Source organism: Campylobacter concisus (genome assembly GCF_003048905.1).
GTDB lineage: Bacteria > Campylobacterota > Campylobacteria > Campylobacterales > Campylobacteraceae > Campylobacter_A > Campylobacter_A concisus_V.
Genome location: NZ_PIRO01000004.1, coordinates 1 through 17,351, shown reverse-complemented (window position 1 = coordinate 17,351; position 17,351 = coordinate 1). Strand labels below are relative to the sequence as shown.

Genomic DNA, 17,351 nt, shown 5'->3' with positions numbered 1-17,351 from the left:
AAAGCTTTAAAAAATAAAGAAATTTTTACTATATTTTGTCTGTTTTGCCTTTGCATTTTTTCTATAAATTTGGCTATTAGTTATCATAAATATCAAATTTTTATGGACAAAGGCGAACAAGAGCTAACAGCAACCGTGATTTCTAGCTATGAAAAGCTTGGAGATGACGGCAAGAAAAGGCAAATTTTAAAGCTTAAAACTGATGAGTTTTCATTTTATACGCTTGGAGCTAAAACAGATGACTTTAAAGCTGGAGATAATATATTTCTAAGCGTCATAAATTTAGACGTTAGTTTTAAAGACTATCTTGCTTCCTCCTTTTACATGCCTAGCTTTTCACGCGAAAAACTACCACAAAAAGCCACGCAAAATATCAACCAAAAACTACAATCACTCATCTACGCCCAGCATGAAAATAGTAAAATTTCACAGCTCTACTCAGCTCTATTTTTAGGCACGAGTATTGACGGCGAGCTAAGAGATGACGTCTCGCACCTTGGTATAGCGCATCTTATAGCCATAAGTGGCTATCATTTAGGTTTTATAAGCGCAGTTATATTTTTTGTATTTAGGCCACTTTTAAAATTTTTATATGCAAGATTTTTACCTTTTAGAAACTATAACTTTGATCTAGCCATTATCGTTTTTATAGTCTTGTCATTTTACTTTTTTATAATAGGCTTTATACCAAGCTTTTTGCGAGCGTTCTTAATGAGCATTTTAGGATTTTATTGCGCGTTAAAAGGCGTAAAAATTTTAAACTTCAAAACACTTTTTATAGTGGCACTTGTTAGCATATCACTCTTTCCGCAGCTTCTTTTTAGTGTAGGTTTTTACTTTTCACTCATGGGCGTTTTTTACATATTTTTATATTTTAAACACTTAAAAGATAAATTTTTACCCTTCATTCATCTTATACTTTTAAATTTATATGTTTGCTTTGCAATGGAAATTTGCGTGCTTTATTTCTTTCCGCTCATTAGCTTACAGCAGCTTAGCGTCCTTGCTATCAACTACATCTTTAGCGTTTTTTATCCATTAAGTGCTGCGCTTCACATCGCTTCGTATGGCGACATCTTTGATGGATTGCTAAATAATGTTTTAAATTTTAGACTAAGCTCGACTAAAATTTTCGTGCCAGCCATTATTTTTATCTTTTATAATATCGCTTCACTTCTAGCTATAAAATTTAGATCAATATTCTACATTTTGTCACTATTTGGACTTCTGTGTTTTGCTATTGCTAGCTATAAAATTTACGCCTAAGCGATCTTCATACCATAAAATTTCATTATCTTGTTGTGAATTATCAAAGATATATACATTATAACAGCGCCTAAAATTAGCCTAGTTAAGTCTGTGTCCTTTTGCCAAAAGACCAAATTTACAATGATAGCAGCTGGAATGAGAGCATTATTCATGATGGCAAGCACGCCACTATCGACCTCGCAAGCACCTTTGTTCCACATAAAATACCCAACTCCACTAGCGACCACACCAAGCCAGAGAAGCACTAAAATTTGCGTTGAAGTAAGTGAAAATTTGGCTGGATTACCAAGGGTAAGAAGCGCAACGATAGCTACAAAAAATGCCCCAAAGTGAAAGTAGCCAAAGACATTTTTTTGATCCACATCAAATTTTTCTAAAAGTGCCTTATATGCGCTCTGCCCCGCTCCAAAGCAGATATTTGCCGCTTGCACTAGCAAAAAGCCCTTTAATACACCATCGTTTATAGCACCGTATTTTATGACCAAAGCTCCAAAAACTGCAACGCCAACGCTAAATAGATAAAGTGGTCTAAATTTAAAGCTAAATGCGTCATAGATGAGCGTCACATAAAACGGCGTAAAAATGGTAAAAAGTGCTACTTCTGGCACGCTTAGATACAAAAATGAATTGTAATAAAATAGATACATAAGTCCTATTTGCACTGCTCCGATCGCCATGATGCCAAATGCTAGCTTTGGGCTGATGCCACGAAATTTTGTAAATGGCAAAAAGACTAAGCTCGCAAGCGCAACCCGAATAAAAACAGCCAAATAGCTATCAACCTTACCAGCTAAAAACTCACCTATCAAACTAAAGCTAAAAGCCCACAAAACGGTTACAAAAATCAATTTATTCATTCGATTACTACCTCATTTATCTTTCTTGCACATTCAAAAAAATACTCAAGCTTATTTAGCTCAAGCAAATCGCCATCAAGTATGAAATTTGCCCTATCGCTAAAATTTTTCTCACTCACAAACAAAAATTCTTCATATTTTATCTCGCCATTAAGATAGCCATTTAACAAATCAACAAAATCACTATCAAGCTTATCTTGCTTCAAATCTTGCAAATTTAACTTTGCATTTAAGCCTTTGATCGTGCTTTCTAGCTCTTTTAGGCGAGTGATTATCCTATTTTCTTCATCGCTTAGATCAAGTGCGGCCTTTTGCTCTTCAATGCGTTTAACTTGACTTTGTTTGCTAAGACTTAAGCTATCAGGTAGCTTCCACTCAAACTCTACTCTAGGCTTGTTCGCATCAGCGTAAGCGCCTATCATCTGCGAAGTCGTCCTCTCACCTTTTTTAAAGCTGTTATTATTTACACTTTGCGTATCTTTTAAATAAATTTTTGGAGCAAATTTACTCTTTTGCTTCTCATTTTCTTGCTCTTTTATAAATTTTTCTTGCTCCATCGCCCCAAGTTTTGCGCTTATATCATCTTTGCTAAAATCAGGCATCATTATCTTTGAGCCAGCGTTAAAGCCGATCTCACCATTTGAGAGCAAATTTATCCTTGAGTTTAGCTCAGCTAGCTTAAGTCCAAGCTCGTCAAGCTCAGCTCTTTTTTTACTAAGAGTAAAATTTATCGCATCAAACTCAGCTTTATTTATCTCGCCATACTCAAACCAAAACTCATTTTCAGCCGCAGCCTTAGCAAAGCTATCGACAAATTTTGTCTCTAAATTTATAAGTGAATTTAGGGCAACGGCGTTAAAATAGACCTTTGCGACCTGAAAAGCAGTGAGATTCATCAGCTCTTCATCTTTGTAAATTTTCTCCACGCCCTTGTGGTCTAAAATTTTATCAGCAGCCTCGCTCGCACCGCCATCAAAGATAAGATACTCAACCTTTGCCGTGATCGATCCAGCCTTTGTCATATATCCGCCCTTTATCTCATCAGGCACAAAGGTATATCTGCCATCAAGGGATAAATTTAGCTTTTTGCTTTTATTTTTATTTATATATTCATTTTTATTAAATTCTTTCAAGCTCTCAAGCTTCGCACTTTGCGCCAGAGCGATGATCTCTAGTAAATTTCCAGCCCAAAGAGGCAAAGCAAAGAGCAAAACAGCTAAAATTTTCTTCAAATTCTCTCCCTTTCATAAAATTTTCTTATAAATTTATCAAGATTATAGACCCATGCAAAAAGCACTGGCACGACAAGCAAGCTTAGCAAGGTCGAGCTAATGAGCCCAAAGATGATACTTATAGCCATAGGTGAGTTGGCCTCATAGCCAGCACCTCTGCTAAGAGCAAGAGGTAGCATGGCAAATATCATCGCAAAAGTAGTCATCAAAACAGCCCTTAAGCGCTTTTTAGCAGCCATTTTCACAGCTTCGTTTGCCTCTATGCCACTATTTGCAAAGTGGTTTGCAAAATCAACGACTAAAATGGCGTTTTTACCGACCATGCCAAAGAGCAAGATGACGCCAACCATGACAAATAGGCTAAATGGATTGCCGCTTATAAAAAGCCCTATCACGACGCCACAAAAGGCAAGCGGCATGGCAAGCATGATGAGAAATGGCAGCAAAAAGCTCTCATAAAGTGCCGCTAGCACCATGTAAATAAGCACCGCGCTTGCACTTACTGTAAAGATAAAAGAAGCGTTTGTATCATCCATGAGCTCCACAAATCCAAGAAATTTATACTTGAAATTTGCTGGCAAAATTTCATCAAGCTTCTTTGAAATTTCATTTGCCACGCTATTTAGCGGAGCGTTGTTTTTAGTATTTGCTAGAAATTTGATCTCATCGGCTCTATTAAACCTTGAAATGCTAGCTGGCTTTTGCTCAAAACTAATCGTAGCCACATCGCCAAGTGTCACGAAAAAGCCCTCACTGCTTCTTATCTTGGTCTGTAAGATATCATTTGTATCGCTTCTAAATTTATCATCAAGGCGCATGTAAAGCTCATATTCTTTGCCATTTTCGTTTTCAAAAACAGAGACCTCGTTCTGGCTAAATGCGCTATAAACGGCGCTTGCAATGCTGGCTTTGTCTAAATTTAGCCTCTTAGCCTTATCTTCATCGATAGAAATTTGAACGCGTTTTAGCAGATCTTCTTCGGGCGAATTTACGTCCGTTGCGTCATTTATCTCTTTTAGCATCTTGCTGATCTTTGGCACAAATTTCTCTAGATCTTTGCCATTTTCAGAGGTGATAGTAAGCTTAACTGGCTGCACATCACCACCTTCAACAACTGGCAAGTCAGCTACAATGACGCTCATGTCGTCACTTTTTAGCTTGTCGCGAAACCTCTGCATGATAGCGTTTTGCCGCTCGTGATTAGCTCTATCTTTTAGCTCTTTTAGCCTAACGTAAGCTTTTACAAGATAGGGTTGCTTGGCATCTGTGTAGCCAAGGATGAAGTAGGCGTAAGCTACCTGAGGATCGGCGTTTATGAGTGAAATTTTATCTTTTAGCCTCTCTTTGCTAGCTTGCAAGCTAAGTGAGGGATCAAGCTTAAAGTAGATGTTAAACTCCGAGTTATCCTCGCTTGGCATGAAGTCGCCGCCTACAAATTTAGCCAGTCCAAACGAGCAAACAACGACCACAAGCGTTATGGCTAAAAATATGAGCTTAAATTTAAGCGCTAAGGCTAAAAGCTTCTCGTAGCCATTTTCAAGCGCTTCAAAAAAAGGCTCGCTTTTTAGAAAAAAGCTGCTTTGTTTGGCATTTACAAACCTAGCACTAAGTGTCGGCACAAGAAATATGCTCACAAAAAACGAGATGACAATGCCAGCTGCCACGCTCATCGCAAAGGAGTTAAAGTATTTGCCAACGATACCACTCATAAAGGCTATTGGTACAAAGACACAAAGTAGCACGAGCGAGATCGCAAAGACGCTAAATGCTATCTCTTTTATACCTGCAAAGCTTGCTTTTAGGGCATTTGGCTCATCTTTTAGCTTGCTAGCGATATTTTCAGTGACAACTATCGCGTCGTCGATGAAAATTCCGATACCAAGTGTGAGCGCTATGAGGCTTAAGCGGTTTATGTCGTAGCCTAGGGCATTTATGATGAAAAATGTCGCCACGATGCTAGTTGGTATCGCTACAACTGAGATGATAGTGATCGAGAAATTTCTTAAAAATAGATAGACGATCACGATGGTTAGCAAGACGCCAAGGATCATATCAAAGGCGGTTTGATCGATGTGCTTTTGTATCACTTCGCTCTTATCGTAGGCTATTTTTACGTCGTATTCGCTGCCAAGCAGGCTTTTAAACTGATCTAGCTTTGACTTAGCTAGAGCGATCACGGTTAGAGCATTTGCGTCTGGAGCTAGCTCGAGACCAAGCAAGACGCCACTTTTTTTATCCATTATCGCTGCTTCGTTTGCATCTTTGTAAGCGAGATCAACGCTTGCAATATCTTTTAAAAAGACCCCTTGTTTGATTGTTAAATTTCTTATCTCATCTATGCTTTTGGCGCTGAAATTTGACTTGATCGCCATTTGGATCTGCTCATTTTCTATCTTGCCAAGAGGTGCTTTTAAATTTTCAACCTTTATCAAATTTGCCACTTCGTTTGCGCTAAGAGCGTTTTTATCAAGCTTAAATCTATTTAGCAAAATTTTCACCGCTGGCTCTAAAAAGCCATTTGTCTTGACCTTTGAAACGCCGCTAATGCGCTCCAAAAATGGCTTTGCCACGTCATCGATATCTTGCATGAGCTTGGTTTCGTTGCCATCAAGCCTTGTGATAAAGAGGCTAAATACAGATGAAGAGAGCCCGTTTAGCTTTTCTATCTCGTAGTTTGCGTTTAACCTTGCCTTTTGCATCTTGTCGCGGACGTCGTTTGTAGCGCTCTCTAGGTCTTTGTTTAGCTCAAATTCGATGCTTACCACGCTTAGGTTGTCAAAACTGGTTGAGTAGAGCTTTTTTATCCCCTCGATGCTTGAGACCTCGTCCTCGATCTTTTGCGTGATCTTTGTCTTGATGTAGTTCATATCGCCGTTTGCGTAGGTCGTGATCTTAACGATTGGGATATTTACTTGCGGGTATAAATTTACATTCATCGTCTTTAGCGAGTAGATGCCAAAGACAACGAGGCTTAAAAATATCATAAGCGTAGTTATGGGGCGGTTGATGGCTGTTTTTATCATTTATTTTCGCCGATTATCACTTTTCCTTGACCAAACATGCCTGGCTTTAGCCCCATATCGTAAGCTTCGGCGTAAAATTTCCTAGTCTCTCGCTTAATTTCTGGATAAATTAGCGCGATTTTTACCTCTTTCTCATCGCTTGTTGCGTCAAGTCTAAATTTAAAAATGTCGCCAACTTTTACTAAATTTGCATATTTTTCATCGATCGCTATTAAAATTTTAGCCTCCTCGGAGTTTAAGACAAAGGCTGGTTGAAGCGGCGAAGCACTCTCGCCAAGCTCGACATTTTTACTAGCTATGACGCCATCAAACGGAGCTTTTAAAACGGCCTTTTTAAGATGATCATCTGCGTTTAAAATGGCTATCTCTGCACTCTGCACCCTAAGAGCTACCTCGTCAAATTTATACTTTACCTCATCAAATTCTTGTTTTGAAGTGACGTCCTTTACTTGGCTAAATTTATTAAAGGTGTTTTTAGCAAATTCTTTGGCATTTTTGGCAAGCGCTAGGTCGTTTTTTGCCTTTTTTAGAGCGATCTCAAGGCTTGTTTGATCAAGGCTAGCTAAAGCGTCACCCTTTTTAACGTGGCTTGAGACATCTACAAAAATTTTATCCACCTTGCCGCTGCTCTCAAATGCAAGCTTTGAGCTTTGCTTAGCATAGACTTCAAAATCAGCAAAAATCTCCTCTGCTGCAAATGAAAAGATGCAAAATATCATTAAAAAAACTAAATTTTTCAATCCCTAATCCTCTCTAAAATGCTCTCCCCACTTTCAAAAAAATACTCCGCCTTTTTTATCTCCAGCTCATCTTTTGCCCCTTCAAAAAGGCTAATGGCATCAAATTTTTGCGATAGCGCCTCAAGCAGGTCGCTATACCCTAAAAGCCCAGAGTTATACTTCTCATAACTCACTCTAAGCGCTAGATCGCTTGCTTTTACATACTCATTTAGCGAGGCAATCTTTGAGCTAAGAGTTGCGATCTCGTTTTGTAAATTTTTAAGTTTAGTCTCGTTTTCACGCTTTTTATACTCTAAATTTAGCCTCGCTTCATCAAGCGCGATCTTTTGGATCTGACTCATCTTGCTAGTGGCGAAAAAATCAAAAATTTTCCATTTAAAAGCGATACCAAATTTATTGCCATGAGTATCTTCTTTTAGGTATTTATCCACATATGAGCGGTAAGAACTAAATCTGCCTAGATCGATATTGTAATTATTTTTATAAAATCCATATGTGTCATAAAGCATTATTTGGGGCAAAAAGCCAGCTCTTGTCTCGCTAAGCTTAGCTTCGCCTAAAAATATATCTTGGCTTAGTCTATCAAGCTCAGCATTTTTTGAAGTTAAATTTGAGCCAATCTCAGCCATTTTTGCCCCGCTAAGTGGTGAAATTTGCTCGCCTGTTAGCAAATTTATCTCATTTAAAATTTGCTCCATTTTGTTTTTGTATTCAAGCTGTGTACTATTAGCTAAGTAATATTTAGCCCTTACATTTTCAAGCTCATCTTTTGCGGCAAGGCCTGCAATGTTTGCCTTTTCAAGCTTATCTAAAACGCCTTTTAAAAAATTTGCCTGAGCCTGCTTGGCTGTGATTATATTTTCAAGTGCTAGAGCATTAAAATATAAATTTACAGCCTTAAATGCAAGATAGTTTTTGGCTTCATCTCTAGCGATCATGGCTTTGTTTTTTAAAAGCTGGCTCATCTTTAGCCTAGCCTCTCTCACTCCGCCATCATAAAGCAAAAAATCTATCCTAGCTAGCACACCGGCTGACTCTTTAGCGACTACACTTGGAAAAGTGCTTGCATTTTTGCCGTATGAGCCCTCTAGGCTAAGACTTGGCATATATGAGCTCAATGTGGCTTCATCGCTTAAATTTGCTCTTTTTAGTTCAAGCTCTTTGATCTTTGAAATTTCATTTTGTGTTGCTTTGTTTGCGATCACACTTAAATTTGAACCAAGCAAAAACACTGGCAAAAAAATGAATAAAAATTTTTTCATTAGTGAAAGCTTTTTACAAGATTTCCTATTAGTAAATTCCAGCCATCAACAAGCACGAATATGAGCAGTTTAAATGGCAGTGAGATCATTACAGGAGGAAGCATCATCATACCCATAGCCATCAGCACTGAGCTTACGACCATGTCGATGACAAGAAATGGCAAATAGAGCAAAAACGCTATCTCAAAAGATGTCTTTAGCTCACTTATCATAAAAGCTGACATTGCGATACTTAGCGGTATCTCTTCGATATTTGCTGGATTTTGTAAATTTCTAATCCTAAAGAAAAGCGCAAGGTCTTTTTCTCTTGTATTTTTTACCATAAATTCTTTAAAAGGCTTTAAGCTCTTATCAAGCATCTCCTCATAGCCTATCTGCTCAGCTATATAAGGCTTTATGCCATCATTATAGCTCTTTTGCCCAACTGGCTCCATGATAAAAAATGTAAGAACCATCGCAAGCGAGATAAGCACTGTTGAAGGTGGAACTTGTTGCGTACCCATCGCTTGGCGTAAAAATGAAAATACGATAACAAGCCTTAAAAAACTTGTCATCATAAAAATGAGCGAAGGAGCAAGTGCAAGTGCAGTGAGGATTAGTAAAACATTTAGAGAATTTACAAGCTGCTCGGCATTTGTTGGAGAATTTAGACTTAAATTTATAGTTGGTAGCGCAGGATCAGCTCCAAAAACCGTGCAAAGTAAAACCGCTAAACCGAGCAGTGCTTTCACGACTAATTCCTCATATCAAGGATACTTTTCTTAGTAGCCTCTTTATTTTTTGGCTCAAGCGATATGAAGTGAATTTCTACTCTATTATTCTTAGCTCTGCCATCTTCTGTGCTGTTAGTAGCGATTGGATCAAACGAAGCTTTGCCAGAAGCTATTATTCTATTTTGTGGTACACCATCGTTAATTAGCTCTTCAACTACGCTTAAAGCCCTTGCAGTTGAGAGCTGCCAGTTATTTTTATAAGCTGAGTCTTTGCTTGGTTCTATATTATCTGTATGGCCGATGATATCGGCTTTTACATCATTAGGCATTTTCGCCACAATCATGCCTATTCGTTTTAAAAATAGCTTCGCATCTTCACCAGAAATTTCAACACTATCTTTCTCAAAAAGCATAGCCGCTGGAAGCCTTACGATAAAGCCATCTTCGCTCTCTTCCATCGTAATCTCAGGTGCCCCACTAGCAGCTAGTAACTCATTTATCTTTTTAACATTCATATTTAGCTCACTTTGTGAGCCCTTTTGCTTGCTTATCTTTTTTGAACGAGTATTTTCTGGATCCGTCTCTTTTTCTATCTGATTTTCAGGTCTAGCACCACCTTCAAGCACACTCAAAGCACCAGCTAGTGAGCCAACGGCAGCCTCCATCTTTTTAGCATCCATTGTCGCCATAGAAAGTAATAAAACGAAAAAACAAAGCAAAAGCGACATGAGGTCACCAAAAGCAGCTAGCCACTCAGGCATACATTTTGGGCACTCTTCTGGTTTTATTAACTTACCCATTATTCAAACTGACTTTTTCTATCTTTTGGTGGTAAAAATGCTAAGAGTTTAGCTTCAAGCGTTCTTGGATTATCACCTGCTTGTATCGACATGATTCCCTCAAGTACGACTTGTTTTTCAAGTGCTTCATCAGCATCGCGAATAGAGAGGATATTTGCCACAGGCGCACCTATGATGTTACCTATCATCGCACCATAAAGTGTCGTAAGCAAGGCAACCGCCATTGATGGGCCGATCGCACTAGGATCTGACATGTTAAGAAGCATCGCAACAAGACCAATGAGCGTTCCTATCATACCCATAGCACCCGCAAAACCGCCGACTTGCTCAAAAATTTTAATGTTATTTGAATGTCTTGTGCTAGTTTGATCGATATCAATCTCCAAAAGTGCTCTGATCGCATCTGGCTCATTGCCATCAACTGCCATTGAAAGGCCTCTTTTTAAAAACTGATTTGTCTCATTATTTACTTCGCTTTCGAGCGATAAGATACCATCACGTCTAGCTTTAGTTGAATAATCGACTATTTTTTTTATAGTCTCAGGTAAATTTACTACGACTGATGGCTTAACAGCAATGCCATAAAATTTACCAATTCCTTTAAGCGTCTCCATCTTGAAGCCAACCATCATAACGCCGATAGTACCACCAAAAACGATCATCACAGAAGGAATATCGATGTATGGTCCTATACCAACGCCTATCGCCATTGATCCAAACAAAAGCACTAGGGTCAAAACCCAGCCGACGACGGTTCCTAAATCCATTTAAGCTCACTTTATTTATAAATTCTTAAGAATTGCTATTTTATTAGCTTTTTGTTGAAACAATCGTTAAATTAAAAAAAATGTTTGGCATTTTTTGCTACAATCTGCGAAATTTCTAACGTTAAAAGGCTTAAAAATGAACAATACTTCAATCATAATTTTAGCGGCTGGTCTTGGCACCAGAATGAAATCAAAACGTCCAAAAGTCCTATTTGAACTTTGCGGTGAGCCAATGATTATCCACATCTTAAAGCAAGCTTATGCGATCACAAATGATGTTAGCGTCGTGCTTCACTACGAAAAAGAGTTAATTAGCAAAAAGATAAAAGAAATTTTCCCTCAAACTAAAATTTTCGAGCAAGATCTAGCAAATTTCCCAGGCACTGCTGGCGCGATAAAGGGCGTAAATTTAAGCGGTGAAAAGGTACTTGTCACTTGCGGCGACATGCCACTTGTTAGATCAACTGATCTTATGCGTCTAGCAAATGCCGAAGCAGACGTGGTTATGAGCTCATTTGAAGCGGCAAATCCTTTTGGCTATGGCAGAGTTATCATAAAAAACGGCAAAGTTGAGGCCATCGTCGAGCAAAAAGATGCGAGCGAAGCTCAACTTGCCATAAAGAGCGTAAATGCTGGCTGCTACTGCTTTAAACGCGAGGCGCTAGAGCAAATTTTACCGCTTATAAGCAACCAAAACGCACAAAAAGAGTACTACCTAACTGACGCCATAAAAATAGCAAATGAAAAGGGTTTAAAGTGCGTTGCAGTAAATGTAAATGAGCAAAATTTCATGGGCATAAATGATAAATTTCAGCTAAGCATTGCAGAAAAAATAATGCAAGATGAGATAAAGCAAAATTTAATGAAAGCTGGCGTTTTGATGCGCATGCCTGAGAGCATTTTCATAGATAGCAGAGCCAAATTTGAAGGCGAGTGCGTGCTCGAAGAAAACGTAAGCATCCTTGGCGAGTGCGTTATAACAGAAAGTATCATCAAAAGCTCATCAGTGATCGAAAGTAGCGTCATCAAAAACTCAGACATCGGGCCACTAGCTCACATAAGGCCAAATTCTGAAATTTCTGACACACACATAGGAAATTTCGTCGAGGTTAAAAAAGGCGTTCTTAGCGGCGTAAAAGCTGGACACTTAAGCTATCTTGGCGACTGCGAGATAGAAAGTGGCACAAACATCGGTTGCGGTACGATCACATGCAACTACGATGGCAAAGCTAAATACAAAACCAAAATCGGCAAAAACGTCTTTGTTGGCTCAGATACACAGCTAGTCGCCCCTGTAAATATCGCTGATAACGTCATCATTGCAGCTGGTAGCACCATCACAAAAGACGTTGAAAGCGGCGCTCTAGCTATCAGCAGAGCTCGTCAAGAGAACAAAAGCGGCTTTTTTGAGAAATTCTTTGGCAAAGACGATGTTAAAAAATAAGAAAATTTTACTTGCCGTTTGCGGTAGTATTGCCTTTTATAAGGCATTCGAAATTTTATCGCTACTTAAAAAACAAGGTGCTGATGTCTACGTGGCTTTAAGTGACGGAGCGCTTGATTTTTGCAGTGTAAGCGGCTTTGAGGCGCTAAGTGAGCATAAAATTTTAAGCTCACAAACGCAAAACTGGCAAGATGGCGTAAATCACATAGCCTACTCTAAAATGGATCTAGTTCTCATCGCACCTGCCTCTGTAAATACGATAAATAAGCTAGCAGCTGGCATCTGTGACAATGTCTTTATGCAAACGCTAATCGCCGCCTCACACGTGCCTTTGGTTGTCGCACTAGCTGCAAATAACAATATGATAGAGCACTTCGCGACGCAAAACTCACTTAAAATTTTAAAGAAAAACGGCGCTTTAATAGTTGAGCCGGTTCTTAAAACTCTAGCTTGTGGCGACGTTGGCAAAGGCGGTCTTGCAAGCCCTGAAGTAATAGTTGAAGCAGTGATAAAAAAGCTTAGTAAGCCACTTTTTGCAGGCAAAAAAGTAGTGATAACGGGTGGTGCGACGATAGAAAAGATAGATGATGTTAGAGCCATTACAAATTTTTCAAGCGGTAAGATGGCGATGGCGCTTGCAAGGGCTTTTTACTATGCAGGCGCAGAGGTAAAACTACTTGCTAGCTTTGAAGCAGAAAACGAGCCATTTGAGATTTTAAATTTTGGCTCAAGTAGTGAACTTTTAGAGCTTTGCAAAAGCGAGTGCGAGAGTGCGAATTTGCTTGTAATGTGTGCTGCAGTAAGCGATTTTGTGCCGACAAAAATTGATGGCAAGATAAAAAAAGAGGATGTTGGCGAAATTTTAAGCTTAAGTCTAAAGAGAAATGTCGATATTTTGCAAAGCTTAAAAGAGTTTAAATGCAAAAATATCGGCTTTAAGCTTGAAATCTCAAGCGAGAGCGCACACAAAAATGCTAGAGCAATGCTAGAGCAAAAGGGGCTTGACGCAGTTTGTCTAAATATTTTGGGCGAGAAAAATGGCTTTTCAAGCGAGCAAAATGAGGTAAATTTCATCACAAAAGGTGGCGAAACCCTACTGCCGCTTGCCTCAAAAGATGAGATCGCAGGGCGCATAGTGGAGTTAGCAGCAAATTTATGATAGAGCAAATCTCACGCGTTCAAAAGATAGCAAAAAACAGCCAAGCTCCACTAGTAGCGATAAATTCATCACTTCCGCTTAGTATCTTGGTAAGCCAAAAGATCGGCTTTAACAGATACATTTTAAATTTTGCAAATAAAAATTTAAACACAAAAAGTGCAAAAGAGCTAAACGTAGGCTCTAGATACTGGGGCGAGGTGCAAAGTCAGGGCGAAAATATCGTCATAAAAAATTTATACGAAAAGCCAAGAATTTTAGACGAAGATGTCTTGGCTGATGGGCTAAATCTTATCGAAAATTTGATAGAAAATGAGAATTTATCGTGGTTTTATGACTATTTATTCAAAAGTCTAAGTGAAGCTAAAACAAAAGACGAGATGAAAGTGCTAGCGAAAATGCTCTTTGCTCTGCAAGAAAATGTCGTGCATATACCATTTATTTATAATGGTACAAACGGCGTTTTTCAGCTAAAAAAAGAGGAGAATGATATGAAAATTTTTTTAATATTTTCAAATTTTGCTCCACTTATTTTTAAATTTAAAGATGAAGCTTTATGCGAGATCGCGACTCCATTTAATAATGTAGCTAGCTTGCTAAAAAGAGAATTTAACGCCAACATAACAGTACAAAATGTGAGTGCTCTTTGGAGCAAAAAAGAACAAATTATTGATATAAAAGGTTAAAGATTGAATGAATTAAACCACCTTGCTATTATCATGGATGGAAATGGACGCTGGGCTAAAAAACGTGGATTTTTGCGGACAAATGGGCACGAAGCTGGAGCAAATGTAGTAAGTGATATGTGCGAATTTTGTATCGATAATGGCGTGAAAATTTTAAGTCTTTATGCATTTAGCACTGAAAACTGGAAAAGGCCACAAAAAGAGGTCGAATTTTTGATGAATTTGCTTAAGAAATTTCTCATTTTAAAGCGTGATGATTTTATAAAAAGTAGGATCAAATTTAATACGATCGGCGATATTTCGCCATTTAGCGATGAGCTAAAAAACGAGATAGAGATCACCAAAAACGCTACAAGAGAGAATAAAAATTTATTATTAAATTTAGCTATAAACTACGGCTCAAAAGACGAGATCGTAAGGGCAGTAAAAAAGCTAATTTTAGAGGACGCTGATATAAACGAAGCGAGCCTAAATGCAGCACTTGATGAGAGTGAGCCGGTGGATCTTCTCATTAGAACTGGTGGCGAGAGCAGGCTTTCAAATTTCATGCTCTGGCAGGCTAGCTACGCGGAGCTATTTTTCACGCCCACACTTTGGCCTGACTTTGGCAAGAATGAGCTTGCAAATATCGTTAGTAAATTTAAAAACATAGAGCGAAGATTTGGTGGAGTTTAGCGAAATAATGGATAATTTAGTCATCTTTTTTGCCGTTTTTGCTTTTGTTTTGGGTATTTGCGTGGGCTCATTTTCAAATGTACTGATATATCGCTTGCCACGAAATGAGAGTATAAATTTCCCAGCCTCACACTGCCCAAAATGCTCTCACAAGCTAAATTTTTATCACAACGTTCCACTTTTTTCATGGCTATTTTTAGGCGGCAAATGTGCCTTTTGCAAGCAAAAAATAAGCCTCATATATCCAGTGATCGAACTAATTTCTGGGATACTTTTTTTGATCTGCTTTTTTAAAGAGTGCGGCGAAATTTTAAGTGTAGAAACGCTGCTTTACGCGCTATTTTTAGGGCTTTGCTTCGTTATGCTGCTAGCTCTTAGCGTCATAGACATAAGATATAAAGCTGTGCCAGATCCTCTTCTTTTTGCGGCGCTATTTTTCGCATTTATCTACGCTCTGATGCTTTTTATATTTAAAGAAAATTTTGCCCAAATTTTAAATTTATTCCTTTTTGCGCTTATCTTTTGGGCGCTGAGATTTGTCATAAGCTTTGCCATAAAAAGAGAAGCGATGGGTAGTGCAGATATCTTTATAGCAGCGATCATCGGAGCTATTTTGTCAGTCAAGCTAGCTCTAGTGGCAATCTATCTTGCAGCACTTTTTACACTTCCAGTCTATGCGGTCGTTCAAAAAAAGGGCTATGAGCTGGCTTTTGTGCCATTTTTAAGTCTTGGCTTACTTATTACATACGCTTTTAAAGAGCAAATTTTAGAAATTTTAAGGTTTATTTATGAGTAGAGTAAATAGATATCTTTTATTTAACTTCCTAGGGACTTTTGCGTCACTATTTAGTACGCTTTTTTTGATCATGTCGATCGTATTTTTCATCCAGATCGCGCGCATCACTTCTTACATTGAGATCAGCTTTGGCGAGCTCTTTAAACTCTACTCATTTATGCTTCCACGCGTGCTACTTTTTGTCGTGCCTATCGCATTTTTTGTATCACTTGCGATGACTCTTTTTAGATTATCAAAAGAGAATGAAAGTATCGTTATCTTTACGCTTGGTGGATCGCCAAATAAAATAGCAAGATTTTTTTTAGCATTTTCAGCCCTTTTAAGTGCCGCTTTGCTGGTAGTTGCCATCGTCATGATACCAATAGCCGCACAGCTAAATGCAAATTTTATTGATTATAAAAAGACTGTTGCAAAGCTAAATTTAAAGCCAACTCAGTTTGGACAAAAATTCTCTGACTGGATGGTCTATGTGGGTAGTGAAATGCAAGATAATAATGGCACTACTTATAAAGATATCGTGATGTTTAATCCTTACATTAAAGACTCCCAACGCTTAATCACTGCTAAAAATGCAAAGATCTCCAATACAAATCAAAGCATTGAACTCTCTTTAATAGATGGAAAAATGTATGATATAAAAGATAAAATTTATCATCAAAGTAACTTCAAGTCTATGAAAATAAGGACTGCACAAAGTGAAGAGATAAGCGATATAGGTAGTATAAAAGAGTACTGGGCGGAGGCAAATAGTAGTGAAAAAAGAAGAAAAGACCTTAGCACATATGTGCTTGTTGCACTATTTCCACTTGCCAGTACACTTTTTGCCATAAGCTTTGGCATCGTTACTTATAGATATGAAAAGGGCATGGTTTATGTTGGTACGTTTGGCGTTTTATTTGGGTATTTTACACTCATAATGCTATTTTCATCAAAACCAGCTTTTGCGATCCCGCTCATATTTTTCGTCTTTTTATTGGCAGGAATTTTGCTTTTTAAAGCTAAAATCATGCGAAGATACTAATGAAAATCCAACTAATTTATAGCTACGATGGCTCCAAATTCCAAGGCTCGCAAACTCAGCCGCATGAAAATGGCGTAGAAGATGAGCTTTCGCGTGCTCTAGCTCACGTTGGAATATTTGAAAAAATAGTCTCTAGCTCACGTACAGACAAAAACGTCCATGCGATCAATCAAAGCTCAAGCGTAATTTGTGGCGATCATTTTAAAAATTTTGAGCACTTAAAAGAGCTAATCAACCGCCATACTCATCCAAATATTCATATAAAACGTATAAATTTAGTTGATGAAAATTTTCAAGCAAGGTTTGATGCCGCAGCAAGGTCTTATAGATACATTATAGATCATGGAGAATTTGATGTTTTTGGCTCAAACTATAAAGTCTTTTTGCCAAAATTCGATATCAAAAAAGCAAATGAAATTTTATCTAATTTTATTGGCGAGCATGATTTTAGCTCCTATATGAAAACAGGAAGTGATACAAAAAGTCCGGTACGAGAAATTTTTAAGGCATTTTGTTATGAATACAAAAACCAAACTATCATCGTTTTTAAAGCGAATGGCTTTTTACGCGCACAAGTACGGCTTATGGTTGCAAATCTACTTAAAGCCTTAAGTATCAAAAATGGTGGTGAGCTCATCAATGCTTCACTTAATGGATGCTCTGCCTTAACTCGTATCCCAGCTCCAGCTGAAGGACTTTATCTAAATAGGGTTTTTTATAAATTTAACTAGGTATTTGAAATATTCAATAGTAAGCTTATTTAAAATGTTAAATAGAGAATCTTAACCCTCCTTCAAATCTTTAACGCAGTAAATGATAAAGAAAAACTTTTTAAGATCCACTCTGACTCACCCAAAGCCTGCCCACTTGGTAGCAAGATCGAGGGACTCTTAACTGGTCACTTCCTAAA

General features: G+C 38.1%; 16 protein-coding genes. 8 read left to right on the top strand and 8 right to left on the bottom strand.

Translation table 11 applies throughout. From position 1 onward, the window contains the following. Window positions 1-102: 102 nt before the first annotated feature. Entirely contained in the window at window positions 103-1,266 is a 1,164-nt protein-coding gene (locus CVS95_RS07930) for a ComEC/Rec2 family competence protein (RefSeq protein WP_234400048.1), read from the top strand. Here the strand turns inward: CVS95_RS07930 and CVS95_RS07925 are convergent. From CVS95_RS07925 to CVS95_RS07890, 8 genes are read right to left on the bottom strand one after another with little or no spacing between them, the layout of a single operon-like run. After that, window positions 1,263-2,126, bottom strand: a complete 864-nt coding sequence (locus tag CVS95_RS07925; protein WP_107696214.1) for an EamA family transporter — start codon at window positions 2,124-2,126, stop codon at window positions 1,263-1,265. The two genes, CVS95_RS07930 and CVS95_RS07925, sit on opposite strands and share 4 nt — an antisense overlap. Further along, a complete protein-coding gene (locus tag CVS95_RS07920; RefSeq protein ID WP_107696213.1) occupies window positions 2,123-3,358 on the bottom strand; it encodes a TolC family protein in 1,236 nt (411 codons plus the stop codon). Before CVS95_RS07920 ends, CVS95_RS07925 begins: the two co-directional genes overlap by 4 nt. After that, entirely contained in the window at window positions 3,355-6,381 is a 3,027-nt protein-coding gene (locus CVS95_RS07915) for an efflux RND transporter permease subunit (RefSeq protein WP_107696212.1), read from the bottom strand. Before CVS95_RS07915 ends, CVS95_RS07920 begins: the two co-directional genes overlap by 4 nt. Then, entirely contained in the window at window positions 6,378-7,121 is a 744-nt protein-coding gene (locus CVS95_RS07910) for an efflux RND transporter periplasmic adaptor subunit (RefSeq protein WP_107696211.1), read from the bottom strand. The genes CVS95_RS07915 and CVS95_RS07910 overlap by 4 nt, the downstream gene beginning before the upstream one ends. Then, entirely contained in the window at window positions 7,118-8,383 is a 1,266-nt protein-coding gene (locus tag CVS95_RS07905) for a TolC family protein (protein WP_107696210.1), read from the bottom strand. The genes CVS95_RS07910 and CVS95_RS07905 overlap by 4 nt, the downstream gene beginning before the upstream one ends. Then, entirely contained in the window at window positions 8,383-9,105 is a 723-nt protein-coding gene (gene fliP, locus CVS95_RS07900) for a flagellar type III secretion system pore protein FliP (protein WP_413784126.1), read from the bottom strand. The genes CVS95_RS07905 and fliP overlap by 1 nt, the downstream gene beginning before the upstream one ends. 11 nt (window positions 9,106-9,116) lie before the next feature. Continuing rightward, window positions 9,117-9,896 (bottom strand): flagellar motor protein MotB, encoded by a 780-nt coding sequence (locus CVS95_RS07895; RefSeq protein WP_107696209.1) that lies wholly within the window; start codon window positions 9,894-9,896, stop codon window positions 9,117-9,119. Continuing rightward, on the bottom strand, window positions 9,896-10,663 hold the full coding sequence (locus CVS95_RS07890; RefSeq protein ID WP_021091276.1) for a motility protein A: 768 nt from the start codon (window positions 10,661-10,663) through the stop codon (window positions 9,896-9,898). The genes CVS95_RS07895 and CVS95_RS07890 overlap by 1 nt, the downstream gene beginning before the upstream one ends. A gap of 136 nt (window positions 10,664-10,799) precedes the next feature. Between CVS95_RS07890 and glmU the strand changes: the two genes are divergently transcribed. From glmU to truA, 7 genes are read left to right on the top strand one after another with little or no spacing between them, the layout of a single operon-like run. Beyond that, window positions 10,800-12,107: a bifunctional UDP-N-acetylglucosamine diphosphorylase/glucosamine-1-phosphate N-acetyltransferase GlmU gene (gene glmU / locus CVS95_RS07885; RefSeq protein ID WP_107696208.1), complete on the top strand. Its 1,308-nt coding sequence runs from the start codon at window positions 10,800-10,802 to the stop codon at window positions 12,105-12,107. After that, window positions 12,094-13,266, top strand: a complete 1,173-nt coding sequence (gene coaBC / locus CVS95_RS07880; protein WP_107696262.1) for a bifunctional phosphopantothenoylcysteine decarboxylase/phosphopantothenate--cysteine ligase CoaBC — start codon at window positions 12,094-12,096, stop codon at window positions 13,264-13,266. Before glmU ends, coaBC begins: the two co-directional genes overlap by 14 nt. Beyond that, window positions 13,263-13,949 (top strand): hypothetical protein, encoded by a 687-nt coding sequence (locus CVS95_RS07875; RefSeq protein ID WP_107696207.1) that lies wholly within the window; start codon window positions 13,263-13,265, stop codon window positions 13,947-13,949. The genes coaBC and CVS95_RS07875 overlap by 4 nt, the downstream gene beginning before the upstream one ends. A 3-nt stretch (window positions 13,950-13,952) precedes the next feature. After that, a complete protein-coding gene (gene uppS / locus CVS95_RS07870) occupies window positions 13,953-14,624 on the top strand; it encodes a polyprenyl diphosphate synthase (RefSeq protein ID WP_107696206.1) in 672 nt (223 codons plus the stop codon). 7 nt (window positions 14,625-14,631) lie between these two features. Further along, window positions 14,632-15,420 (top strand): prepilin peptidase, encoded by a 789-nt coding sequence (locus CVS95_RS07865; RefSeq protein WP_107696261.1) that lies wholly within the window; start codon window positions 14,632-14,634, stop codon window positions 15,418-15,420. Then, on the top strand, window positions 15,413-16,441 hold the full coding sequence (locus CVS95_RS07860; protein ID WP_107696205.1) for an LptF/LptG family permease: 1,029 nt from the start codon (window positions 15,413-15,415) through the stop codon (window positions 16,439-16,441). The genes CVS95_RS07865 and CVS95_RS07860 overlap by 8 nt, the downstream gene beginning before the upstream one ends. Then, complete coding sequence (gene truA / locus CVS95_RS07855) at window positions 16,441-17,172, top strand: tRNA pseudouridine(38-40) synthase TruA (RefSeq protein ID WP_107696204.1); 732 nt, start codon at window positions 16,441-16,443, stop codon at window positions 17,170-17,172. Before CVS95_RS07860 ends, truA begins: the two co-directional genes overlap by 1 nt. Window positions 17,173-17,351 lie beyond the last annotated feature (179 nt).